Consider the following 24,034-nt stretch of genomic DNA (forward strand, 5'->3'; position numbering starts at 1 on the left):
AATGCTACCGATCGTCGAGATCCTTGCGGACGCGCAGACGCACCAAGAGCGAGCGGAATGGCTGTTTGCCTGCCCGTACGCGGTGATGCATCGAGACCACATGGCCATCCGGCGCATCCTGCAGAGTGCGGGGCTGGAGGCTGGAATTTCCTATCTCGAAGCCGTCGTGGCGCTGGCCTGTGCCAAGCGCCTGCCTGACGGCTTGTTTCCACAAACAATCGTCATGCCAGTGCAGATCGCTGCGCATGATCTCAGGGCGGCGGCGCGTGCGGGCGCCGAGGGGGTAAAATGAAATCGATGCGGGTTCTTGTGGGCTGCGAAACGTCGGGGCGCGTGCGGCGCGCCTTTGCGGATCGTGGCCATGATGCATGGTCATGCGACCTGTTGCCGGCGGACGACGGAAGCAATCGGCATATCGTCTGCGATGTCCGTGATCTTCTGGGTGAAGGCTGGGATCTGCTGGCGGTCATGCATCCGCCTTGCACGCGGCTGTGCAATTCTGGTGTCCGTTGGCTTTCCTCGCCACCGCCTGGCCGCACCGAGGAAGAGATGTGGCGTGATCTTCGGGATGGTGCTGCGCTTTTCTCCGACTGCTGGAATGCCCCGATCGAGCGCATCTGCATAGAAAACCCGATCATTCATCGACATGCGAAGGCGCTGATCCGCGATTACCAGCCACCCGCTCAGACGGTGCAGCCTTGGTGGTTTGGTGATCCCGCATTCAAGGCAACCTCTCTCTACCTGCGAAAACTGCCGCTGCTGGTGCCGACAAACAGGCTTGTGCCGCCGGCAAAAGATACCGACGAGCATAAGCGATGGTCGCAGGTGCACCGCGCCTCGCCGGGGCCGGATCGATGGAGGATGCGCTCAAAGACCTATCAGGGCATTGCCGATGCCTTCGGCGCCCAATGGGGCGGCGTCGCTGCTGGCGAGGTGGCGGCATGAGCAGCGAAGCAACAATTCGCCGTGGTGTGCGCAATGCGCGCTATGCTGCCATACCGAACCACGTATTCGAGGATTCCCGGCTGACGATGGAGGCTCGTTGGCTCCTCAGCTACCTGCTTTCGAAGCCTGATAACTGGACCGTTGTGATCGGCGATATCATCCGCAAGGGTAACTGCGGGCGGGACAAGGCGCGCAAGATGATCACCGAGCTTGTCGAGTTCGGCTATGCCGAGCGTGAGCAGACGCGGGACGATGGCAAATTCAGCTCATCAGTTTTGGTGATCTATGACGAGCCAACCGTAGGAATTCATTCCGGAATTTCGAGCCAATCGGAGAGTGTTGCATCTTTGCCGCAGACTGATTTGCCGGCGACGGCAAAACCGTCGCCGGATTCGCCGTCGCCGGTAAAATCGGCACCTAGTAATAACTCAGATTCAGCAAATACTGATTCCTACCAAGAAGAGAGAGAGCGCGAGCGATCTGCAAATCACGAAGATGATCCTGCTGCGGTGGAGAAAGCGTTTAAGCGGTTCTTCTTCGGCTGGAAGACGAAGATCAGCGACAGCGAGCCGGAGGCACGCCGGGTATGGGCATCGCTGTCCTCTGAGCAGCGGAAAGCGGCTGAGGCTCAATCAGCTGACTATCAGGCGGCTGCACTTTCGAGCGGGCGAAAGCACCTTTGCTCGGCGGCAACCTACCTGCGCGAAGAGCGCTGGGAAAAGCTGCAGGATACTGTCGTGCAGGCTCAATCGGCCACGCCGGAAGCGTTTACCGGCTATTCGAGAGCCGGACGCGCCATGATCTTCGCTGAGCTTCTGCGCCCGGCCAGATTCCTGCAGCTCACCCCGATCGAGGAGATGATCGCTCGCCAGGGGCCGGAGAAGGAGGCGCTGATCTGGCGCGACAAGCACGAAAAGCAGGGATGGCCAGAGGCTGTGAAGCTGATCGAGCTGACGGTCGAGCGTCGACGCTTCCCTGTGCCGCAGCGCATCATTGCCGCCTCCCAATGCTTCGACAAGGTCATGGTCGGGGGTCCTATTTGGGAAGCATGGCAGCGGTTGCACCATGCGCGTCGCTGGCCATGGCTGGCCGCTCCCGAGAAGTTGGAATGGGTGCAGTTCCCGAGGCTTTCGCCTGAGATCGAAGATCTCGACGAGGCTTGCCTGCAGGCACTGACGGACTTTGAAAATGCAATTGGTGTGGAGCGGGACAATGACGATGCACGGTAAAATGACGGGGAAGAAGATCCGCTACAGGCCGATGATTGAGGCTGAACTATCGCAGGAAGAGCGTGATCGCATCCATTGGCGATCGACGCGGACTGACCGAATCGCACGAATCGCAGCGGAGAAGTTGCGGGCAGCATCCAAGGAAAAGATCAAAAAGGAGCCGAAAATGGCTAAGTGGTACTGCTTGCGTGTAGAAAGTGGTCGGGAATTCGCTGTGGAAAAGTCTCTGGCCGATGCGAATGTCGAGGTCTTTATGCCGACCGAGACGGTGGTTTTCGTGCGCAAGGGGCGTCGGTTGGAGACCGTGAAGCCGTTTCTGCGGTGCTATATTCTGGTGCGTTGCGTCGGTACAGCTGAAGCTTTCCATGCTCTTTCGAGCGTCAAAGACGTGCTCGATATTGTTGGTGGAGCGTCTGGGTATCACGTGGTAGCTGACGCGGATGTTGAACGTTTCAAGGCACTTACGACCAAGAGTGAAATCCCATACATCAAGACCGACAAGTCGATGAAGGATGGTGATACCGCCGAGATCACTGATGGCCCATTCGCCGGATTCAGCTGCCTCGTGGTGGCGGTGAAATGGTGCCGGCAGGCAAAGGCGAAGGTGGTGATCGATGTCGCGGGCAAGGCTTTCGAGATCGAGAGCATGCCTCTTGCTTTCCTGAAAAAGTCGTGACAGCTATTGTCGCACTGGACGAGCCGGACAAGCAAACCCTCTGATCTCATCGCTCGACGATGTGGAGAGCAGGCCACAAGCCGCAGGGAACATTGCATCCGACCCCAGCCTTGACCGCCTCCTCTGCGAGGCACCGATTCAAGGCCGGTGCTACCGCTATGATCTCCGATTTCCAAGGCGACCCGATGCGGTCGCCTTTTTCGTATCTGGAGTATAGGCATTGTTTCCGACCGATGGAGGCTACCATGATCGGGCGGCTGTAATGGTCGCAGGCTTGGGACTACACGATGACGGAAGTTATCTTTGACGCATCCGAGATTGCACAGCTCGGGCGAGCGATCGGAAAGCTGCCGGGAGAGATCAAGGCCAAGGCTATGGCGAGCGCCATGCGACGGATGACGCAGATGGCGAAGACGCAGGTCATCAAGCAGAGTGCCTTGCGCACTGACCTACCACCAAGTCGTGTTCGGCGGATCACTACCGCCCACTTCAACGCTGGCGGAAACACGATTGAGATCGTCGAAAAGTCGGGCTGGATACCGCTCTACGATCTCGGGCCGCGTCAAACGAAAACCGGGGTGACGACGCGCTATCGCGGATCATATGCCTCAGCCTTTATTGCTCGTATGGGCAACGGACATGCAGGTGTCATGAAGCGTGTCGGCAAGGCACGCATTCCGATCCGCGAACTGTTCGGCCCTAACCCGGCACACGACGTAACGAACAACCCCGACGAGTTCATCAAGGTCTTGGCCTCGATCATCGAAGACCACCTTGCTCCTCGCGTCCTTCATGAGATCGGGCGACTGTTGCCGGGCTGACCCATCGGCCGGGTCGGCCGACCCAGACCCCCTCCCGGCACCCCCACCCCCCTTCGGGTCCTCCCCAGACACCCGCCCCCTGCGGGCCGGGACGACCCCGAGATTTCGCTAGTGACGGCGGCCAAAAAGCTGACCTGACAACCCTGACAATGGGACTGACAACCTGACATGAGCGATCTCGTCTCGCAAATGGAAGCGATGCCGGACGGCCATTGGGTCAGTGTGTCGGACCTCGCCAAGATGAAGGGTATCAGCCGGCAGACCGCCAGCGAGAAGGTAGCCAAGCTGGAGAGCGAAGGCCGCCTGTCGACGCGGAAGAATGGCCGGCTCCGCATGGTCGAGCTTGCGACCTATGACCGTCTTGTCGGCCAGGTCGGAGACGCGGCCCGCGAGATCGGAGCCGCGACGAAGAAAGGCAGCGACGAAAACTCAGGCAGCGGCGGAGCGCTGCGCGACGCGCAGACAGAAAAGGCGAAATACGAGACCCGCCTTAAGGCTCTCGATTTCGCCGAGCGAAGCGGCCAGGTCGTGCCGCTCAAAGGCGAGCACGGGATAGAGGGCGCGCTGATCAAGGTTTGCGATCATGTCGTTCGCGATCTCGGCATCCCGATGCAGTGGATCGACGAAATCATGGAGGCGGCCCGCAAGGGCGAACCGCAGCTCCGCCGACTGATGCGCAACAAGATCGCGGAGCAGCGCAAGACAGTAGCCGAACATCTCCTGGCCGTTTCCGGCGAAGCCGCAAAGGCGGAAGCGGCAGGCATCGATATCAACATCCACTTTGACGGTGACGACTGATGCATATCGCGCTGAAGCGCTCTGCTGTTGCAGTGATTGCCGCAGCGCTTGCGGCCGCGATCATGCCCCCGGAAAAGCTCGATGCCGTCGAGTACGCACGCTCCAACGTCGTTGTTCCAGACGGGCCCCGTAGCGGCGACACCTGGGATGACAGCCTGACGCCGCATATCCGCGAGCCGCTTCTAATGACCATGGTCGAGAGCGGGCACAACGAGATCGCGGTGCGGAAGTCGGCTCAGACCGGTTTCACGACCCTGCTGCTTTGCGCGGCTGCATATACGATCGCGCAGGACCCCTGCCGCATGATGATCGTGCAGCCCACGACCAACGCGCTCGCGGAGTTTAACCGCGAGAAGCTGACCGTCATGCTACAGCAGTCGGCGGCGTTGAAGAAGCTTGTACGCGATCAAACCAGCCGTTCCGGCGAAGGTTCGACCGCACTCGCCAAGCGCTTTCCCGGCGGTTCGCTGAAATTGGCGATCGCCAATTCGGCGGCCGACCTTCGATCCTCGACGATCAAGAAGGCCTATTGCGACGAGATCGACGAGTATCCTGACGATCTCGACGGACAGGGAGACCCGTTCGGCATGATCGAGGCCCGTCAGGAATCCTTCCTGGCATCGGGTGATTGGTTTCGGGCCTATGTCTCCACGCCCACGGTCAAGGGCTCGTCGAAGATCGACGACAAGTTCATGGCCGGAGACCAGCGTTACTGGAAAATGCCGTGCCCTGGCTGCGGCGCTGATTTCAAGTTTGAGTTCGATCGTCGCTACTTTAAGTTCAACGACGAGTTTCCCCACGATCCGTATTACGCGACGCCTTGCTGCGGGACTATCGTCCAGGGCCATGAGAAGGTTTCGCTCTATCGAAAGGGTAAATGGGTAGCGGAGGCGTCACGTCCCGGCGCCTACCCTTCCTACCATTTCGACGCGCTGACCTCTCCCTTCGTGCCGTGGGAGAAGATCGCGGAACGCTTCATCGCCTGCAACGGCGATCCGCAAAGTCTGAAGACGTTCTTCAACCTCACGCTGGGTCTGCCTTTCGACATGAAGGGGGACGCTCCCGACCATGTCAGGCTAATGGAGCGCCGCGAAGTTGGGTTAAGGCGCGGTCACATTCCGGCGCAGGGCATCGTGTTTGTCGGCACCGCAGACGTCCAGATGAATGGCATCTGGTATCTGTTCAAGGCATGGGGGCCCGATCGCCAGAGCTGGCGTGTCGACGCAGGATATATCGAAGGTGCGACCGACGATCCGCATGGTGGTGCGTTCGTCAAGCTTGAGGAGCTGCGCAGCAAGGAGTGGCCGGACGCCTTCGGTCGCACCCGCAAGGTCGATGCCTTCGGCGTTGATACGGGCTATCGCAGCCACGTCGTCTACACCTGGTGCCGAGGCAAGGCAGGCGTGTTTGCTCTCGATGGTCTCGACGGCTGGTCTAGGCCACCGATCGGACAGCCGAAGCCGATGGATATCAACTTCAACGGCAAGCGCATTCGCAACGGCGTCATGCTGTGGGGCGTCGGCACCTGGTCAATCAAGGGCGCCTTCTATGCCAGCTTGCGCAAGGAAGGCCGCGCCGCCGGCAAGGATATCGATCCGCCTGGCTACTGCCATTTCGGCGACTGGATGGACGAGATCTACTTCAAGCAGATCACGTCCGAGTATCTCGGTGTCGAAAAGTTCAAGGGCCGGTCGCGACAGAAGTGGATACCGCGCGTCGGCTACGAAAACCACCTGCTCGATTGTGAGGTCTATGGCGAGGCGCTGGGAGATTATCTCGGTATCGCGCGCATGACACCGGATGAGTGGCAGCGGTTGATCGCGATGCGCGGCGTACCGGAAGAGGCATTCAACGCCGATCTCTTTTCTCCTGCGCCGCTGATCGTGCAGACGCAGGCGGCGAGATTGGCCAGCCAACCCGCCGAGGGGGGCACCGTCACGGCGGAAGAGCCCAAGAAGACCAGCATGCGGAGCGGCTGGCTGCAAAGGAAACACTAATGGCTTGGTCTCAGACGGATCTCGATAGCATCGAGGCGGCAATCGCCACCGGCGCTAAGCGGGTTCGATATCAAACGCACGAGGTCGAGTACCAGAGCATCTCGGATATGCTCCGCGCTCGCGATGTCATCAAGGCGGCAATCGAGCCGGATTCCAATAGCGCGCGCACCACGGTGGCGCGATTTCATCGTGGGTTCTCATGCAGCTAAATCTCCTCGATCGCGCGATCATGGCTGTAGCGCCTCGCCGTGGACTGCAGCGATTGCAGGCACGATTTCAGGCGCAGGCTCTCAACGACACTTTGATGAGCTATGATGCCGCGAGGGCATCTCGGGCATCACAGGGCTGGCGGACGGTCGGCACAGACGCGAACGCCGAAATTCAGTTTTCGGCTTATCGGCTGCGCGAGATCTCCCGCGACATGGTTCGCAACAACCCGTTTGCTGCGCGTGGCGTGCAGGTCATCTCGGAAGGGATCGTCGGCGCAGGAATCATTCCGACGATCGAGACTAAGGTCGCCGGGATGAAGGCGCAGATGCAGGCGCTGGTCAATGAGCATTGCGATACCAGCAAGATCGATGTTGATGGTCGTAACAACCTTTACGGCTTGCAAAGCCTAGCTGCTCGCAGCGTCGTCGAGGCCGGTCAGGTTTTGGTTCGGATGTTTCCGCGAAAGGCGGCGGATCGACTTCCTCTTCCTTTCCAGCTTCAGGTCCTCGAAGCTGACTTTCTTGACACCAGCAAGGATGGCGCCCTCTCTGGTGGCGGCTTCATCCTGAATGGGATCGAGTTCACGGCGCAGGGGCGCAGGGTGGCTTACCACCTATATCGTGAGCATCCCGGCAACATAGTCACGTTCCGTCTGCCTGAGAGCATTCGCGTCCCTGCCGAATATGTGGCTCACATCTATCGGATGGACCGGCCGGGCCAAATGACCGGCGTCAGCTGGTTTGCACCTGTCATCCTGTCGATGCGCGATTTCGCCGACTACGAGGACGCGCAGCTCATTCGCCAGAAGATCGCCGCCTGTTTTACTGCCTTCATCACGAAGGCGGATGGCGGGATGAACTCGATGCTGGGCGCTGCGAGCGGCAAGAGCGAAACAGATCTGCCCATAGAAGGCGTTGAGCCCGGTCTGATTATGCGCCTGGGTCAGGGGGAAGATGTTACGTTCGGTGTTCCGCCGCAGGTAGAGGGGTATCGGGACTTCTCCACGGTGACGCTTCATAAGATCGCGATTGGCCTTGGTGTCGACTACGCGAGCCTCACTGGCGATGCGAGCCAAGGGAACTTCTCCAGCGGTCGTATGGGCTTCCTACGTTTCAGCCGATCCATCGAGAACTGGCAGTGGAACATGATGGTCCCCTCGTTCTGCGATCCGGTCGGTGGTTGGCTTCTGGATGGGCTCGCCGCGCAGATGGGCCGGAGAATTCCGGCGAGAGTTACTCACACTCCGCCGCGTCGCGAGATGCTCGACCCGACGAAGGAGACGAAAGCGTCGATCGAGGCCATCCGAGGTGGATTGTCCTCGCGGTCCTCGGAGGTGCGCAAGCTCGGCTTCGATCCAATCGACCTCGATGCCGAAATCAAGGCGGACAACGACCGTGCGGATTCCCACGGTCTGACTTTAAGCAGCGACAGCCGGTATCCGGTGAGTGGTGTCGTCACACAGGAGATCAACAATGGGCAGTAAGCTTGTGAAGGATGGCGAACTCCATCTTTACGGCATGGTCGGTGGCGACTGGACTTGGGATGAAGACGGCATCCGAACAACCGGCTTTACCGACGAGCAGGTCATTGAGGCGCTGAGCGAATTGTCTGGCGACCTTGTTGTTCGTCTCAACACCGGCGGGGGCATCGCATTTCAGGGTATCGCCATCTACAACGCCCTCAAGGCCTACGATGGCAAGGTTACGATTTACATCGACGCCTTGGCGGCTTCTGCCGGATCGGTGGTCGCCATGGCTGGCGATACGATCATCATGCGCCCTGGGTCCATGATCATGATCCATAACCCCGCCACTATCACCTGGGGAACCTCCGATGAACATCGGAAGGCTGCCGGTACTCTCGACGAGATCGCCGCTGCTGCCGCCGAGATCTATGCCGCACGTAGCGGGAAGCCAATCGCCGAGATCCTTTCCCTGATGGCGGAAGAAACATGGATGCGTGGAAACGTGGCCAGGTCTCTCGGCTTCGCCGACGATGTCGAGGAGGCCGGGGAGACAATGTCGCTCCCGACCTTCAACTACAAGCTCTTCAAGCATGCTCCCCATGAGCTTGCTCTCAACCGCGCCGTGGCGGCTCCCGGCAATCCCGTAAAACCGGCACAAGCCGTCCAAACCATGGAGTTCGTTATGAATGCTCCCGCACCGGCCGCACCGGCCGCTGTCATCTCCGAAACGACGACCGCAAAGGATGTCACGCAGGACATTTTCGCGCGTTGCCGCTCGGCCAAGCTTTCAATGGAAGAAACCGACAAGGTGCTTGCCGAGGCGAAGGGCAACCCCGACACGGCGCGCGACCTGATCATCAACATGCTGGCCGATCGCGCCCCGCCTGAAACGATCAGCCACTCTCCGGCAACCGTGACCGCAGACGCCGGCGACAAGTTTGCGATCGGCGCCACCAAGGCGCTGCTCCTCAAGGCTGGCGTTGCTGGTGGTGAAGCCAATGAGTTTTCGGGGATGACGATGCGTGAGATCGCGCGGCACTCCCTTGATCTTCGCGGCGAGAAGCCAACCTTCTCCGATCCGCTGATGATGGTCGGTCGCGCAATGCAGCCAGTTATGGCTGGCGGCATGCACACCACGTCTGACTTCGTGAAGATCCTGGCCAACGTCGCCAGCAAGTCCATGTTGCGCGGTTACGGCGAGGCCGAGGAAACCTACAGCGAATGGACGTCGAAGGGCGTTCTCACCGATTTCAAGCCAGGCAACCGCGTCGACACAGGACTGTTCCCGTCGCTGGCAAAGGTCGAGGAAGGTGCTGAATACAAGTACGCGACGATGAGCGATCGCGGCGAGACGATCCAGCTCGCGACCTACGGCAACATGTTCGCCATCAGCCGCCAGGCAATCATTAATGATGACGTCGGCGCCTTCTCTCGCATCCCGTTGAAGATGGGACGCGCGGCCAAGCGCACGATCGGCAACCTGGTCTATGCGGTTCTGACCAGCAATCCCGTCATGAGCGACGGCGTTCAGCTCTTCCATGCCACGCATAAGAACCTTTTGGCTGGCGCCGGCATCACTGCCGCATCCATCAGTGCAGCCCGTGCGGCCATGGCTAAGCAGGCCGACGCCGATGGGATTGCTGCAGCCGGCCTGAATATTCGTCCGAAGTTCCTCCTCGTGCCGGTAGAACTGGAAGACGATGCGGCGGTTCTGATGGCTTCGGAGTTCGATCCGTCGAAGACGCAGCGCGTACCGAACTCCGCGCGTAATGCAGCGACCGTGATCTCCGAGGCGCGTCTGTCCGCGAACTCGGCGGCGGCCTGGTACATGGCCGCTGATCCGAACTCCACGGATACGATCGAAGTCGCCTATCTGAACGGCGTCGAGACGCCGACGCTGGAGCAGAAGGAAGGCTGGGGCATTGATGGCGTCGAGTTCAAGGTCCGCATCGATGCCGGCGTCAAGCAGCTCGACTACCGTGGCCTGGTGAAGAACCCCGGTCAGTAAACGGCAGACCAGCAGCCGGCGGCATTTCAGTCGCCGGCATCGTTCACAGGCCGCCACGCGGCTAAATCCACGGGATTATCGCTATGAAAAACTATACGCAGAAGGGTGATGTCATCACCGTCTCGGCACCCGCCGCAGTTACTTCCGGAAAGCTTGTCGTGATCGGCTCGCTGGTCGGCGTTGCGCAGAAGGACGCCGCCAATGGTGCCGACCTTCCGCTCGTTACCGAGGGCGTCATCCGCTACGCGAAGGTCTCGGCTCTCGCGATCGCTGTAGGTGACAAGGTCTACTATGACTCCACCAATGATCAGCTGAACAAGACGGCCTCTGGCAACACGCTCGTCGGCATTGCCGTCGTTCCGGCCGCAAATCCGTCGCCGACGGTGGAATTCAAACTCGGCGCGACCACGGTCTGACCATGGCGAACCTTTTCGAACGTCTGGCGGCCGTCAGTCGGCAGACGGCCGAGAGGGTGCACGGCAAGGCGGTTCGGATCTATCCGGTCTCCGGAGACGATCCGAACGCCCGGCCACGCCTGTCCGAGACTGAGATGCCTTACGACACATCGGCGCTGTTTTTCGAGAACACGATGATGGAGAGCGAGGCTCGCTCCCAGCCGCTCGCGGGCGGAAGTCGTCTTCTCGGACGCTCTCTGCAGCGAACCGCCTCCATCCGCCTTGTCTACGGCATGCCGCTGCGAACCGGCTTCTTTATGGAGCGGCTCGATGACGGTGAGTTCTTTACGATCGAGAGCTTCGATCCCGATGGCCTCGGTCACGTCATGGCGGTTGTTCCCAGCGCCAAACGACCTTCTTCCCTGTGAGGTTTCATGCTTGCCCCTGACGCCTTGCGCCTCATCACCGTCGAAACTCTGCGGCCAACATCCGCGGTTCTCACCAAGGGTGGGTTTCCCACTTTCGCCGGAAAGAACGTTCTCGACAGCCGCGCAGTGGCAACGCAGGACATCGATCCGGCGCAGGCTTATACCCCCGTTCTTTCGGTTCATACCGGCACCTCGACGAACACGTCGCGAGGAGCGTTGGCGGACCTTGAAGATTTCGAATGCGAATGCGTTCTCGACATACGCGCCGAGTTGGCGATCGCAGCGGAAGAGGGCGGAATGGTCTATGCCGTACCGATGGCGGCGACGGATGCCGAGGGTGAACTTGTTCTCTCCGCCCTGTGTGCGCAGGTGCAATTCCTGCTTGAGCGGAGCGAGCGTGGTGTAGCCTGGCGTCGGATCGCGCCGCGCGTGATCTCCCTTGAAGAGATGCCATTCGAGTTTCCTGACCTTGGCTTGCGGTATCTGCGCAGGACCATGCGCTACCGCCTGCAAGTTCCGGGCGATCTGTTTCTCGCATCCGAAGGCGGCCTGCCTGAGCCGATGCGATCCATTTTCGAGGCCTTGCCGGAGCAAAGCTACGCCAAGGCAAAGCTTGCCGAGCTTGCCGGCTATTTCATCGCAGAGACGGCGCCGCCGCTGGAGAAGTTGGTGGGCGAGGTTCAGATCGGTGGCGAGCAACTTCAAATTGGCGTCGGCTAGACCGAGCCCTGACCTCAGGAGAAATCGATGAAGAGGATTTATGTCGCGGCCGATGGCCGCGTGATCCCTGGCGGCTGGCCGGAAGACGGGCGGCCGATCAATGACCTTAGCCAGCTCGAACGCAACCTTGTGAGGGATGGCGACCTCGTCGAGGTGAAGCCCGCCAAGACCACGAAGAAGGATTAGAACTAATGGTAGCCAACATCCCGAGCGATATCGTCGCTCCGCTTCTTGCCTTCGACGTGGAGTCGGGCGGGCAATTCACATCCGAAACGAAGATGATCCTTCTGGGGCACGGCCTTGCTGCCGGCTCCCTTGCCGAGGTCGGTATCTCGCTTTGCTCCAGCGTCAATGAAGCTCGCGCCCTTGCTGGCCGTGGTTCGATGCTTGAAAGCATGGTGATCCGGCTTTTCCAGAACGCGCCGAGCCAGGAGCTGTATCTCGGGCGCGTCGCCGATACCGGCACGGCGGAGATCCGCACCGTCACCATCGGTGTCGTGCCGGCCAACGGTGGGCAGGGCGTCCTGCAGATCGCTGGCGAGGATGTCTCGATTGAGATCGCCGCCGGCACATCCGCCAACGCCGTTGCCACGGCTCTGGCCGCTGCTGTCAACGCGTATTTCAATGCCGCAACCAAGAAGAGTCTGCCGTTCACGGCGACTGCCGCCACGAACGTTGTCACGCTGACGGCGCGTCACAAGGGTATCTATGCTTCGAAGCTCGATGCATTCGTGCCGGTTATCGATGGTGGCAATGCATTCAATGGGGTCCTTACCTTTGCCACTACCACGCCTGGCGCTGGTGTTCCTGATGTCGCTCCCATCCTCGCCGCCATGGGCGACGATCCCTTCGAAATCGTGGTCTCGGCCTTCGGTGACGACAGCAACCGCAGCAAGCTCGACGACTTTCACAACAACACGGCGGGTCGCTGGTCCTATGCGCAGCAGCTCTACGGCCATGCCTTCTATCCGAAGACAGGTACGACAGCCGAACTGACGGCATCCGCGCTGGCGAAGGATACCTGGCATCTGACCATGATCCCGATCCTGTCGAATTCGGGCATGGCGACGCCGGATTACGAATTCGTTGCCGCCGTGGTCGGGCGTATCGCGGCGTTGCTCGGCAGTGGCGCCGATGGCCGTGTCTCGGTCAACCAGACTGGTCTCAAGGTTGAAGGCGTTCTGGCGCCGCGCGACCGCACATACTGGCCGGGCTACGCCACGCGCGACGCGTTCCTGAAGAACGGCGTTTCCGCCTGGAAGGTGAATACCAGCGGTGACGTCCTGATCGACAAGGTGATCACGCAGCAGCAGACGACGAACAACGTGCCGGATACGGTATTCCGCGACATTCAGGCGGTCTACCAAATCACCTATGCGCTGAAGTTCCACCGGACGGCGCTCGCCAACGAACATTCGAACAAAGCGATCGTCGACGACAATCCGGCCAACAACGCGAACCTGCGGACGCCGAAGGACATCAAGGCAACGCTGGTGAATTCCACAGTGCAGCTGCAAATGCGGGGTGTCGTCGAGTCTTCGCAGGATCTCCTTGATCAGATCGCCGTGACGCGCGACGCGGACGACCGCAATCGCGTCAACATCGTTCTGCCGATTGACCGGGCCAACCCGCTCGATATCTTCGCCGGCCTTGCCCGCGTCTACGCTTAACGGCAGGGCGGTTCCGCCCTCGCATCTCTTTTTCTTTTTCAGGAGAAACTGCCATGGCTGGCAAGGATTTCGGCGGACGCATGAGCGTCCGGCTTTCGAGCGGCAGCACGCTTGCGCTGCGCGGCACATTCAACGTCTCTGGCGCGCGATCGTCGTCGGAGGCGGTCACCAATCAGGACGGGTCCATGGACCGCACCTTTACGCCGCGTTCGCCGAGTGCGGTCATCAACTTCCGCGATGGCGATGTCACCGACGACGAACTGATTGAATCTCCGCGCCAGAACATAGTCATCAACGAGGAGAACACGGGCGTCACCCATCACTTCATCGACGCCGTTTTCACTGGCACTCCAGAGAGCAACCGCGTCAACGGTGAAGCCTCTGGCGTGACCATCGTCGGTACCACCTATCGCAGGACGGGTGGCTGACGATGGCGCAAAAGACCATCAAGCTCTCGCAGCGCTACGAGCCTCCCAACGAAAGGCCGTTCGACAGCATCACGCTGCGGGAGCCGACTTATCAGGACATCATCATGTCCGGTCTCGGTTTCCCGCAGGAGCTGCAGCCGAACGGCCATGGCGGCACGATGGTAGTGACGTACTATCCAGTCGTCGACGCGTACGCGCAGCGGCTCGTTGTCTCGCCGGAATACAAGGATCTTGCCGGTCTGTCGTTCGCAGACACCAATGATCTGCAGGACGCAATCTGCGGTTTTTTCCGGCAGGCGGCACTGAAAACTTCCTCAGCGCCGCAGACCAGTTCGTCTTCCGACTCCGATGGGACGCAGCAGCCGTCCAGCGAATGACGCTTCGCGAATTGTCGTGGTGGGTAAGCCGCGCGATCGCATTCCGTAAAGGTTGATCATGACACGCGAAGTCGAAGCCCGGCTCAAGATATCGGCCGTCGATAAGACCGGTCGGACGCTTAAGAACGTGTCCGACAAGATGGCCGATATCAACAAGCGGGCGGCCGCCTTTAACAGGCAGCAGTCCGTCCTGGGGAAATCGACCGCTGCCATGTATGCCGGTATCGCGCGGTTTGCCGCGCCGGCGGCGCTTGTCTATGGCGCCAAGAAGGCGTTGACGGATTTCGCCGCCGTCGAGCGTCAGATGAACCGGATCGGTATCACCGCCAACGCCAGCGCCGAAGAAACCAAGTCGGCCTTCACCGAGCTGCAGTCAACGACCAAGCAGCTCGCCCTGGGTGTCGAGGACGGTATCACTGCGCTCGACACGCTCGTTGCTTCGGGTATGGACCTGAAGGAGGCTATGGCCTTCCTCCCCTCCGTTCTTGCCACCGCGCAGGCATCGGGTGCTGCCACCGACGATATCGCCAACACCGCGATCAAGGCGGCCTCGGCTCTGAAGCTCGAGACCAGTCAGATGCAGCGGGCGTTTGACATCATGGTTGCCGGCGGCAAGGCGGGCCAGTTCGAACTGAAAGACATGGCGACATACATTCCAGACCTCGCGAACTCGTTCGCGTCGCTCGGATATACAGGCGAGGATGGCCTTAAGAAGCTGGTGGCGATCCTTCAGACCATTCGTGAGGATACCGGCTCGGCGTCGTCGGCCGCGACCTATGCGGGGAATGTCTTCGGCAAAATTTATTCGGCCGACACGGCTAGCAAGTTCTCGAAGATGGGTATCGATCTCCGCAAGGAGATGGATGCTGCTCGTAAAAGCGGCGAGGATACGGTGGCCGCCTTTGTTCGCATCTCGAAAGAGGCAATCAAGGGCGATCTTAGCAAGCTGCCTCTGCTCTTCACCGACGAGCAGTTCCGTCTCGGCATGCAGTCTCTGATGACCTCAGCGGACAGCTACAAGAAGTTCATCGACACGGTGAATAGCTCGGAGGTCGATGGCACAGTCCTACAGGATCTCAACCGCGTCACCGGGGATACGCAGGCAAGTATCGACAAGCTGTCGAGCAGCTGGGACAAGATGTTGAACAGCGTCGGCAAAGGGGTAGCTCGGCCGGCCGTGCCGATCATGGACGCGATTTCGAAGGATGTCGATTACGGCAGTGCTGTTCGCGAGGCTCTCGGCAAGCAAGGCAAAGGATACTGGGAGACCGAAACTTGGATGGCGATGAACCTGCCCTTCGGCAGTTTTTCGCATAGCGCCGAGGCAGATCGCCTGGCGCTGACCGGCGGTTACCGCGATCCCGAATTCATCGAGCGCATGCGGCAGGGGCCGAACATGCCGCAGGGGCCGCAGCTTCCCGAGTTTCCGGGCGGTGATCGTCATCTCGACCCGCGCAATCTCCCGAAGACAGGTGTGCCGGCTCCAGGCTCTCGCCCGTCAATGGTCTCCACACCCAAGGTCAATCTGGCTGAAATCTATGGGCAGTATGCCGATAGCCGCAACTCGGCAGCTGGGTGGGAAAAGGCCAAGGCAGCGGGCATGCCGGGTGCGCCGAACCTGCAGTCCGATTTCTTTCGTATGCCATCGAAGGAAGAATTCAAGGATGCGCTGAAGATTGATCTAGGCGGTGACGAAGCTGGTCAGAAGGTAGCTGATGGCGGCAAGGAAGCTGGCAAGGCGATCGAGGATTCCGCCGCATTCTTCAAGGTCGCTGGCTACGATGTCGGCGCGGCGATCACCGCAGCTGCGGAAAAGCTCTCGGCGGCGGCGGGCCGTTTCAATTCGTTCGGTCCGGGCAGCGCGAATGGGCCGCCGGGTGTGAATGCCAATACCGGCCGCTCGATGCCCGCATCGGTCAACCGGCCGATGAACGCAGGTATGGAGTAACGCAGTATGAGACACTGGCAGAGAGACCTGCGGCCAGCCAGCTTTCGCGGTATCCGCTTCTGGGTCGATCAGGACGCGCTGTCCGCCGGGAAGCGGATCGCGCGGCATGAATATGCCGGTGGCCGGCAGACGGTTCTCGAAGAAGCTGGCCTCGCCACCAGCATCTATGACGTTACGGCCTATCTTCTCGGCGATGTGAGCGATCTACAGGTCGTGTCGTTGCAGGCGGCGTGTCTCGCGGTTGGGCCGGGGCGGCTAGTACTACCGATCGATGGCGGCTTCATGGCCTACATCGAGAACTTCACCCGGTCGCGAGAGCGCGACCGGCAGGGCTATATAGCCTTCAGCTTTTCGGCCATTCCTCTCAGCAACGAGACTGGCATGATCCTCGGCTTGGCCGATGTAACCTTGGCTTACGTCACCGATATCGTTGACGCGGCCGCCGGACTGTCGAGGTTGTTTCGATGACTGCTGATCGAGATGCGCTGTGCTCCTGGCTGTCCGACCTCGCGGCCGTGATCGTCCAGGATGCTGATGACCTGTCGGATGTGGCGACGCGGATTGCCGCCGCCCCTAGCCTGTCGGCTGCTGCGTTTTCCACCGAGATGCTGTCTCTGATGCGGATCGTCGGCGAAAGCGTCACGTCGGTGGCAGGCTTCGATGGCCTGAAGGCTGGCAGTTTCGAGGAGGGCGACACCGAAGCGGCTGGCAAGATCCTGCTCGCTGTCGGTCTTTCGCTTGCTGGCGGGCGCGTGGAGTGGATTTCGCGGCCGCAGGCAAGGGCAGGACGGGAGCGGATCTCGGCGGCCGGCGACGCCGCGCTTGCGGTTGTCTCGACGATCGGCGCCGATGCTGCGGATCTGTATGGCTGGCTTTCCCGCCTGGTGCAGATATCCGTTCGGCTGGTGTCCGATCTTGCCGCCGATCTGGCGCCAGTTGGGCGCGTGGAAACGGGCATCTCAATGCCGTCCACGGTGCTCGCCTACAAACTCTATGATGAGGCAGGTCGCGCCGCAGGCCTCGTCGACATCGCCGGATCATCGACACCCATGTTGATGCCGATCGGCTTCGACGCGCTGGAAAACTGACATGTTCGAAAATGTGACGGTGGCGGGATTTCCGCCGATCAAGCAGATCACCATCAATGTATCTGCCGAGCAGGCGGCGCGCTCGGCTAATCTGGATCTCGTCATTAGAGGTCCTGGCATCCCGATCGTTACCGGGCAGGACGCTGTCATCAAGGCGACCGGCACGCTGATGCTGACCGGATACGTGCGCGACGTCGATACCGCCTACACCGAGGCGGAACGCAGCCTCGGCTGCAGTCTGGTATCGCGGACGGTCGACTTCGTTGAGTGCTCGGCCGAGCATAAGACGGGGGAGATCTTCGACAAGGATATCGTCGCGATCGCCGAGGAACTCGATTCGCTTGGTATCGGCATCAAGTCGGATGGCACTCGCTTTCCTAAAGAGCCCCGCCATAAGCTCAATCTTGGCGAAAGCCCTTTTAGCTCGATCGAGCGGCGGGCGCGTGGCCGCGGCGCCTTGATCCACGATACCGCCACGGGCGAGATCATGATCGCCAGCAAGCCAGGCGGTACGCACGCTGGCACTCTGAGGCGAGGCAGAAACATCCTGCCCGGCGCATCGGCGAGCTTCACAGAGTCGGGCCGCTACAGTGATATCAATGTGCGTGGGCAAACGACGGAGGGCACCGGAAAGCAGCAGCTCCGGCCGCAGACTTCCGTCCGCGACGGCGGCATCAAGCGTCGGCGCCCGTTGATCCTAGTGCATGAAGGCGAGACGACGCTCGACCGGATGAAGACACGTGCCGGATGGACGGGGCGTCGCACCGCCGGCAACGGGGTCACGGCGAGCATTCCGGTCACCGGATGGCGGGACGACGCCGGCATGATCTGGCAGCCGAACTGGCTGGTTGCCGTGGAAGACGACTGGCTCGGCATCGAGGGGCTGATGATTATCAAGAGCATCGTTTTCGAGCAGGGCGATATGACCAAGGCTACGCTGTCGCTTGCCGATCCGCGTGCGCTCGGCGGCGAAAACCCGCGTGGCAAGACCGCCAGCGGCTATGCGGCGCCTGCAGCCGTCGATGCGGAGTATATAGACGAATGATCCGCATCGATCTTGATGGACGTGTTGTAGAGCAAGGTGGCCAACAGTTTGTCTCTGGTCGTGGTGCCTACAACGACGCATGGACAAAGGTGTACCGGCCCGAGCCGCATGGTTTCGCGTCGAGCCCCATAGCAGGCGGCATGGGTTTCGTGCTGCCGCAGCCCGGCAATCCGGACTTCGCTATGATGATCGGCGGCGAGCACCCGGGCAAGCGCCCTGTTCTACCCAATGGGGGCGTCGCGATTTACGATGCCTTCGGCAATATCCAGAAGCTCATCGCCACTGGCATTGTTGTCGACGTCGGTGCACGCACGATCACGACGACAGCCGGAGGCTGGGTTCTGAATGGTCCTGCAACGATCAACGGCAATCTGCAGGTCAACGGAAACATCACTGCCTCAGGCGTGATCACCGACAGCGACGGCAACAACGGCGCTTAAGCGCGCATTCTCTACATAAGCGAGGACTTCAGTGGTTCGCATCATTCCTAAGGGTGATAGCGCCGAGCCTTACCGCGCGCCGGATCTCGGCTGGAACGGCTTTGTCGGTGATCTCCTCATCAACGCATCAGACCACCCAACAGCACCTGGCGACTTTCGCGCGGGGCAAGGGCTGGCGACGCAGGTCCTCATCCACCTCATGACCGATCGGCGCGTCGAGGAAAGCGAGCTGCGCGAAGGCGAGGAAAATAGGGGTTGGTTCGGCGATAGCTTCGATCAGATGGACGGCGAGGGGCCAATCGGCTCGCGCTGGTGGCTGCTGCGCCGGCAGTCGCTTTACGACGGCATCGAGATCGACGCGCAGGATTATGCGATCGAGGCTCTGCAGCCATTGATCGATCAAGGCGTGGTGTCGCGCGTTGAAGCGGTCGCGACCGCTGATCGGCCCGCGAACCGGCTCGACTGTGAAGTTTCGCTCTACGGTCGTGACGGCGCCCGCATCTATCAACGAAAATTCGAAAGTTTATGGAGGCAGATCGATGGCGTGGCCTATCCGCTCGCTGGATGAACTATCGTCGCGTGCGCGCGGATACTTTCGGCAGTATCTGCCGGGCACGGACACCAGCCTGAAAAACAACTTCGTCACCATCGTCGTGAAAGTGCTGGCCGGCCTCGGCCATGAGCTTGAGCTGCGCGCCGGATGGCTCGCCAGGCAGATCTTTCTTTACAGTGCGGCCGAGCAGTTTGTTATCCAGCATTGTGCGGATGTCGGGATCTATCGCAAGCAACCGACACCAGCGGTTGGCTCGATCACTGGCACTGGTACACCGGCCGCTGTGTATCCTGCGGGAGTTAGGTTTGTCTCCGCCTCTGTAATATACATCTCTACTTCCAACGCGACAGCAGCCAATGATGGATCAATATCCTTCGCGGTCTCGGCGGAAACTAAAGGTGCGAATGGAAACAGGGATGCGGGCGGTGCGGTCAGTTTGGCTGACCCTGGACTATATCCAGACCTCTCTGCGCAGTTCACGGTTTCGTCTGCAGGTCTGGGGGGTGGTGCCGATCTCGAAAGCATCGAAGATTTGCGCCAACGTGGCCTGCAGCGAAAGCGAAACCCGCCAGGTGCGGGATCTTTGACGGATTATGAGCGCTATGCCCGCGAGGTCTCTGGCGTAGTTGCTGCTTGGGCATTCAGGGCGGCGTCACCTGGCACCGTCTGGGTCTATTTTCTGTTCGCCAACCGGGTAAACTTGATACCGGAGCCTTCCGATGTAGCCGTTGTGCAGGCCTACATCGATACCAAGCGCCTCGTCCGGGTCGACAACACCGTCGCACTTGCGCCAGTTGCCAATCCGATCGATGTCACGATCAACGGATTGTCGAGTGATACCACGGAGATCCGAGCAAGCATTTCAGCTGCGATCACGGCGATGTTTCTCGCCAAGTGCAGGCCGGGTATTCCTGGAAACACTTTCACCGTCTCCAAGTCATGGATTGGAGAAGCCATCTCTGGCGTGACGGGTGAAGATCGTCACGTTCTTGCTCTGCCGGTCGGTGACGTCACGTTAACCGATGGCCGGTTCCCAACGCTTGGGGTTGTTACATATGGCTCGTGATCCTGCTCTTGTAACGAGAACGTCGACCGGGGCAGGTCCATCGAGTGGCAGCCGGCCTCCTCTTGTGGATGATGCGTTGTCCGATCCGAGCGCTGAAGATCTGCTCGGTGCAGCGTTGGCGATGTGGCCCACGGGACCCGCGTTCGGCTCCCCCGATGGAGAGGCCGTCAGCCTTGACAGTCGCCTGGCGGCATTCACGCGGGTGCTGGTATCTCCTTTCGCCCTCGTTTACGCCCGCCTCTGGGCGCTAGCGCGAGAGGCGACCCTATCCGGTATCGATGACCTCCTCCCGGAGTGGGAGGTCGAATATGGCCTTCCTGACAATTGCGTGACCGGAGAAACATCTGCGGCAGAACGGATTCGAGCCTTGGAGGCCAAGGTCAATAGCCAGCAGGTGAGTACGCCGCAGGATTTCATCACTTTGGCTGCGCGTTACGGGTTCACGATAACCATCGAAGAGCCTGCGATTTTTGAATGCGGCTTCTCCGTCTGCGGTGGAGAGCACGTGGTCGGCGATCCTCGACAAGAGACGTATTGGATCGTCCGCGTGAGCGACCTCGCCGTTGATTTCTTCACCGCTGGATTTTCTCAGTGCGGCCTCGATCCGCTTTTCGATATCGGCGACGCCGATCGCCTGATGTGCGTCTTGCGGCGCGTCGCCCCAGCCTGGACCACGCCAATCCTCATTGCCGATTGATACCCGAAAGGTTTCGCCATGAAATATCAGAAACCATACGGATCTCTAGATCCGGATGCCCCTTACGTTGACTACAGCGCTGGAGTGAACAGCGGCTCGAAAATTCCTGCTGGCTTTCCGAACTGGACCCAGCGCGAGATTGTCGACGTCATCGCAAAATCAGGCTTCACGCCAGACGATGTGCTTCAGCTGGCTACGGCGATCCAGTCGCAGAAGATGAATTTCGCCGTTGCGGGCGGCGCCGCGAATGCCCTGACTGCTGTCTTGTCGCCGACGCCGACGCTTTTCACGGGGTTGGCCATCCGGTTGATGTTGACCAATACAAACACCGCAGCCGCTACACTCAACCTCAATGGCTTGGGGAATAAACCCATCGTCAAGTTCGATGGCGGTGCGCTTGCCCGAGGCGAGCTCATCGCAGGCACGATAGCCGAGTTTGCTTTCGACGCGACTGGAGACCGATGGATAATCGTGTCGGCAATCCGTTACGGTTTCGGCGCCGGTCAGCAGTATTTCAACACTGCGGGAGCAATGTCGTTTACCGTTCCGGTCGGTGTGACAATCATTGAAGTCGAATGCTGGGGCGGCGGCGCTGGCGGTGGCGGCATTGGTGCCGGGGGCAATGGCTCCGCAGGCGGCGGCGGTGGTGGTGGATATGCGCGGAAAAGGATCAACGTAACACCCGGTCAGGTTCTCACGGGGACGGTCGGTGCAAATGGTGCTGGTGGTGGCGCCGGCGGGTCTGGATCTGCTGGCGGCACGACTTCCTTTGGCGGCGTGGTCACCTGCAACGGTGGCACTGGCGGTAGCCCCAATCCGACTGGCAACGGCGGTGGAGGTGGTGCTGCGACTGGCGGCGACATCAACGCGACAGGCGGTGCGGGCACAGCCGGCGCGGCGGGCGCGAGTGTCAGCGGCGGCCCAGGCGGCACGTCGTCATTCGGCGGGGCAGGCGGTGGCGGCGGGTTCGGCATTGCTGGCCCCGGAGCTTCTCCTGGGGGTGGCGGTGGTGGATCTGGCAGTGCCGGCGCCAACTCGGGTGGAAGTGGTGCAGTCGGCGCAATCTTCATTAAGTGGTGAGAACATGATTTACGCACGTGTGGTTGATGGATTGGTTGTTGAGGTCGTCGATCTTTCTGAGGAGTTCAAAATCCAAGAGATTTATGTGCCGGAAGTGGCTGAAGAGTTCTTTCCTGCACCGGCAGAGGTTGAAATCGGATGGGCATTCGTTGATCGAACTTTCGTTCCTCCCCCGGCGCCGGATCTTGATGATGTGAGAGCGCTTCGTATAGCCGCCCTCACATCAGTCTGTGCTCTTGCAATCGTTGGTGGCTATTCCTCTGACGCGCTCGGTGTCGCGCACAGATATCCAAGTGGCGTCATTGATCAGATCAATATGATGGGCAGTGTGACCGCGAGCTTACTGCCTGATCTGCCTCTGGATTGGGCAACGCCGTTCTGGTGTGAGGATGAGGCGGGCGAGTGGGCATACCGTCCTCATGCGGCTGCACAAATCCAGCAGGCTGGATCGGACGGAAAGGCACATGTGGTGTCATGTCAGACACGGCTTTCGCAGCTTTCCGCAACTGTCATGTCGGCTTCAACCGCCGATGCGATCAACGCAGTAGACTGGACGTCGGATATTTGAGTGGGATCTGGGGCTCTACGCAGCCTCAGTCCCCATGCTTTTTGCCTGCTCGATCCCCGCTTCAATCTCGCGTAGTTGCGCGGCAGTCCATTGGTAGCTGTCGGCATACTGACAGCCTTTGCAGGCATCTCTAGAGATTGATCCATCCAATAGACCCTGCCGGATGTCCCAGTATCGTTGGCTGTTGTATAGTTCACCCACCGGCATGTCAGCGAATTCTTCTCTGAAGCCGCCGATGCCGATTTTGTTGCCAGGCATATGGCAGCAGGCCCTGGTTGACGTAAGCTTGTCGCCAGTGTGATTCATTCTTGGTGCTATGGTCCAAGGGACGTGACACATCTTCACGCCCTGCAGCCAGGCTTTGCGCGCCTCAATTGGATCTCTCTTTTCCACTGTAGATATTGGGGAGGTGTTTGCCTTGTCTCTCACGCCAGGCGTGGGGCTGAACATGATGCCCAAACGATCCGCCTCAACTTGAGCTTCGGCCAAATATCCCTGAAGCAACTCTGCAGGGGCGTCGAAAGCCATGCTGTCGCCTTCCCTGAGGAAGGGAGAAGAGCCTTGTTCGACCCCTTGAATGATGAGTTGCTTCGCTCCGATCTCAGAACAGAGCCTGACCATCGCGGCCATCTCGGCGATGTTCTGATCCATGGCAACAAAGATCACCTGAACGTTTCCATCCTTGAGCGCACAGATGTCCTTCGCATTCCGGATCACGTTCTCGAACCGGGATCCACGTCTGATCCTTTCGTAGGACTCCTTTGTGGCACCATCGATAGAAATCGCTACGGCAGTTGCATGTTCGAAAATCTCGGTCACCCGACCACGTAAGGGAAGGGTGGCATTAGTGATGACAGAGATAGTCGCCTCGGGAAAACGCTCTCTGAAGCTCTTAAATACCCTGTGGAGATCTCGATTGAGAGTGGCTTCGCCTGCGGTAACATCCAGGTAGACGGGTTTCCCGAAACTGGCACGATTTGAGTTGAGCGATGCGAAAATTCCTTCTGCTTGCTCAAATGTAAGTGCTGGCCCTTTCATGCCGGTGTGACCAGGGCACATGATGCAAGCGAGGTTGCAGTTATCAGTCGCCGAAACGGGGAAAACGCTCGGAACGATAGTAAAATGGCCATCTCGTCCTAGAGATATAGCTTCCGTCAAGATCGCCTCAGCACGCGACATAATTTCGGCGTCAGCTGCCGATGCCGCAGCCTCAGCTGACTGTGCGTGCTTCGTCGCGGCGCTTCTGGCTCTACCATTTTTGCTTAGATAGCCAGTAAGCTTGACCAATGTCCGAATAGAGCCGGGGAATATCCGGTCAATCTGTCTTCCTATTCCGATGTTGAGCATGTTTCGTCCAGAGCGTGCTTTTTTTGATAAGCGCA

General features: G+C 59.9%; 28 protein-coding genes. 27 read left to right on the top strand and 1 reads right to left on the bottom strand.

Annotated features, from left to right (window positions below):
- The first annotated feature begins 1 nt into the window (after position 1).
- The 27 genes from ACVTFQ_RS05195 to ACVTFQ_RS05325 all read left to right on the top strand — a co-directional run bounded on the left by ACVTFQ_RS05195 (position 2) and on the right by ACVTFQ_RS05325 (position 22,652).
- On the top strand, positions 2–292 hold the full coding sequence (locus ACVTFQ_RS05195) for a hypothetical protein (protein WP_470423970.1): 291 nt from the start codon (positions 2–4) through the stop codon (positions 290–292).
- Positions 289–945: a hypothetical protein gene (locus ACVTFQ_RS05200; protein ID WP_470423698.1), complete on the top strand. Its 657-nt coding sequence runs from the start codon at positions 289–291 to the stop codon at positions 943–945. The genes ACVTFQ_RS05195 and ACVTFQ_RS05200 overlap by 4 nt, the downstream gene beginning before the upstream one ends.
- Entirely contained in the window at positions 942–2,174 is a 1,233-nt protein-coding gene (locus ACVTFQ_RS05205; protein ID WP_470423699.1) for a helix-turn-helix domain-containing protein, read from the top strand. Before ACVTFQ_RS05200 ends, ACVTFQ_RS05205 begins: the two co-directional genes overlap by 4 nt.
- Positions 2,158–2,850, top strand: coding sequence for a transcription termination/antitermination protein NusG (nusG, locus tag ACVTFQ_RS05210; protein ID WP_470423700.1), 693 nt, complete (start codon positions 2,158–2,160; stop codon positions 2,848–2,850). Before ACVTFQ_RS05205 ends, nusG begins: the two co-directional genes overlap by 17 nt.
- Positions 2,851–3,137: 287 nt before the next feature.
- Positions 3,138–3,671: a hypothetical protein gene (locus ACVTFQ_RS05215; RefSeq protein WP_470423701.1), complete on the top strand. Its 534-nt coding sequence runs from the start codon at positions 3,138–3,140 to the stop codon at positions 3,669–3,671.
- A 168-nt stretch (positions 3,672–3,839) separates the two neighbouring features.
- Positions 3,840–4,469, top strand: a complete 630-nt coding sequence (locus tag ACVTFQ_RS05220) for a winged helix-turn-helix domain-containing protein (RefSeq protein WP_470423702.1) — start codon at positions 3,840–3,842, stop codon at positions 4,467–4,469.
- Positions 4,469–6,466, top strand: coding sequence for a phage terminase large subunit family protein (locus ACVTFQ_RS05225; protein ID WP_470423703.1), 1,998 nt, complete (start codon positions 4,469–4,471; stop codon positions 6,464–6,466). The genes ACVTFQ_RS05220 and ACVTFQ_RS05225 overlap by 1 nt, the downstream gene beginning before the upstream one ends.
- Positions 6,466–6,675 carry a phage head-tail joining protein gene (locus ACVTFQ_RS05230; protein WP_470423704.1) on the top strand — a complete coding sequence of 70 codons (210 nt, stop codon included), beginning with the start codon at positions 6,466–6,468 and terminating at the stop codon, positions 6,673–6,675. Before ACVTFQ_RS05225 ends, ACVTFQ_RS05230 begins: the two co-directional genes overlap by 1 nt.
- A complete protein-coding gene (locus tag ACVTFQ_RS05235; RefSeq protein ID WP_470423705.1) occupies positions 6,666–8,159 on the top strand; it encodes a phage portal protein in 1,494 nt (497 codons plus the stop codon). The genes ACVTFQ_RS05230 and ACVTFQ_RS05235 overlap by 10 nt, the downstream gene beginning before the upstream one ends.
- Positions 8,149–10,149, top strand: a complete 2,001-nt coding sequence (locus ACVTFQ_RS05240; protein ID WP_470423706.1) for a ClpP-like prohead protease/major capsid protein fusion protein — start codon at positions 8,149–8,151, stop codon at positions 10,147–10,149. Before ACVTFQ_RS05235 ends, ACVTFQ_RS05240 begins: the two co-directional genes overlap by 11 nt.
- A gap of 83 nt (positions 10,150–10,232) precedes the next feature.
- Positions 10,233–10,565: a DUF2190 family protein gene (locus tag ACVTFQ_RS05245; RefSeq protein ID WP_470423707.1), complete on the top strand. Its 333-nt coding sequence runs from the start codon at positions 10,233–10,235 to the stop codon at positions 10,563–10,565.
- 2 nt (positions 10,566–10,567) lie between these two features.
- Positions 10,568–10,972, top strand: coding sequence for a hypothetical protein (locus ACVTFQ_RS05250; protein WP_470423708.1), 405 nt, complete (start codon positions 10,568–10,570; stop codon positions 10,970–10,972).
- A gap of 6 nt (positions 10,973–10,978) precedes the next feature.
- Entirely contained in the window at positions 10,979–11,692 is a 714-nt protein-coding gene (locus tag ACVTFQ_RS05255) for a hypothetical protein (RefSeq protein WP_470423709.1), read from the top strand.
- Positions 11,693–11,719: 27 nt separating this feature from the next.
- Complete coding sequence (locus ACVTFQ_RS05260) at positions 11,720–11,878, top strand: hypothetical protein (protein ID WP_470423710.1); 159 nt, start codon at positions 11,720–11,722, stop codon at positions 11,876–11,878.
- Positions 11,879–11,883: 5 nt separating this feature from the next.
- On the top strand, positions 11,884–13,362 hold the full coding sequence (locus tag ACVTFQ_RS05265; protein ID WP_470423711.1) for a hypothetical protein: 1,479 nt from the start codon (positions 11,884–11,886) through the stop codon (positions 13,360–13,362).
- A gap of 53 nt (positions 13,363–13,415) precedes the next feature.
- Positions 13,416–13,790 (top strand): hypothetical protein, encoded by a 375-nt coding sequence (locus ACVTFQ_RS05270; protein WP_470423712.1) that lies wholly within the window; start codon positions 13,416–13,418, stop codon positions 13,788–13,790.
- A gap of 2 nt (positions 13,791–13,792) precedes the next feature.
- Complete coding sequence (locus ACVTFQ_RS05275) at positions 13,793–14,167, top strand: hypothetical protein (RefSeq protein WP_470423713.1); 375 nt, start codon at positions 13,793–13,795, stop codon at positions 14,165–14,167.
- Between the two features lie 58 nt (positions 14,168–14,225).
- Positions 14,226–16,115: a phage tail tape measure protein gene (locus ACVTFQ_RS05280; RefSeq protein WP_470423714.1), complete on the top strand. Its 1,890-nt coding sequence runs from the start codon at positions 14,226–14,228 to the stop codon at positions 16,113–16,115.
- A gap of 6 nt (positions 16,116–16,121) precedes the next feature.
- Positions 16,122–16,583: a DNA circularization N-terminal domain-containing protein gene (locus ACVTFQ_RS05285; protein WP_470423715.1), complete on the top strand. Its 462-nt coding sequence runs from the start codon at positions 16,122–16,124 to the stop codon at positions 16,581–16,583.
- Positions 16,580–17,203 carry a hypothetical protein gene (locus ACVTFQ_RS05290; protein ID WP_470423716.1) on the top strand — a complete coding sequence of 208 codons (624 nt, stop codon included), beginning with the start codon at positions 16,580–16,582 and terminating at the stop codon, positions 17,201–17,203. The genes ACVTFQ_RS05285 and ACVTFQ_RS05290 overlap by 4 nt, the downstream gene beginning before the upstream one ends.
- A 1-nt stretch (position 17,204) precedes the next feature.
- A complete protein-coding gene (locus ACVTFQ_RS05295) occupies positions 17,205–18,248 on the top strand; it encodes a phage baseplate assembly protein (protein WP_470423717.1) in 1,044 nt (347 codons plus the stop codon).
- On the top strand, positions 18,245–18,688 hold the full coding sequence (locus ACVTFQ_RS05300) for a phage baseplate assembly protein domain-containing protein (protein WP_470423718.1): 444 nt from the start codon (positions 18,245–18,247) through the stop codon (positions 18,686–18,688). Before ACVTFQ_RS05295 ends, ACVTFQ_RS05300 begins: the two co-directional genes overlap by 4 nt.
- Before the next feature lie 31 nt (positions 18,689–18,719).
- A complete protein-coding gene (locus tag ACVTFQ_RS05305) occupies positions 18,720–19,256 on the top strand; it encodes a phage GP46 family protein (RefSeq protein WP_470423719.1) in 537 nt (178 codons plus the stop codon).
- On the top strand, positions 19,228–20,307 hold the full coding sequence (locus ACVTFQ_RS05310; protein WP_470423720.1) for a baseplate J/gp47 family protein: 1,080 nt from the start codon (positions 19,228–19,230) through the stop codon (positions 20,305–20,307). The genes ACVTFQ_RS05305 and ACVTFQ_RS05310 overlap by 29 nt, the downstream gene beginning before the upstream one ends.
- 76 nt (positions 20,308–20,383) lie before the next feature.
- Positions 20,384–21,004, top strand: a complete 621-nt coding sequence (locus ACVTFQ_RS05315; RefSeq protein ID WP_470423721.1) for a putative phage tail protein — start codon at positions 20,384–20,386, stop codon at positions 21,002–21,004.
- 18 nt (positions 21,005–21,022) lie between these two features.
- On the top strand, positions 21,023–22,084 hold the full coding sequence (locus tag ACVTFQ_RS05320) for a glycine-rich domain-containing protein (RefSeq protein ID WP_470423722.1): 1,062 nt from the start codon (positions 21,023–21,025) through the stop codon (positions 22,082–22,084).
- A 4-nt stretch (positions 22,085–22,088) separates the two neighbouring features.
- Positions 22,089–22,652: a DUF4376 domain-containing protein gene (locus tag ACVTFQ_RS05325; RefSeq protein WP_470423723.1), complete on the top strand. Its 564-nt coding sequence runs from the start codon at positions 22,089–22,091 to the stop codon at positions 22,650–22,652.
- Between the two features lie 15 nt (positions 22,653–22,667).
- Here ACVTFQ_RS05325 and ACVTFQ_RS05330 read toward each other — a convergent pair whose 3' ends face one another.
- Positions 22,668–23,999 (bottom strand): radical SAM/SPASM domain-containing protein, encoded by a 1,332-nt coding sequence (locus tag ACVTFQ_RS05330; protein WP_470423724.1) that lies wholly within the window; start codon positions 23,997–23,999, stop codon positions 22,668–22,670.
- Positions 24,000–24,034 lie beyond the last annotated feature (35 nt).

The organism is Rhizobium sp. O111, from assembly GCF_055616315.1.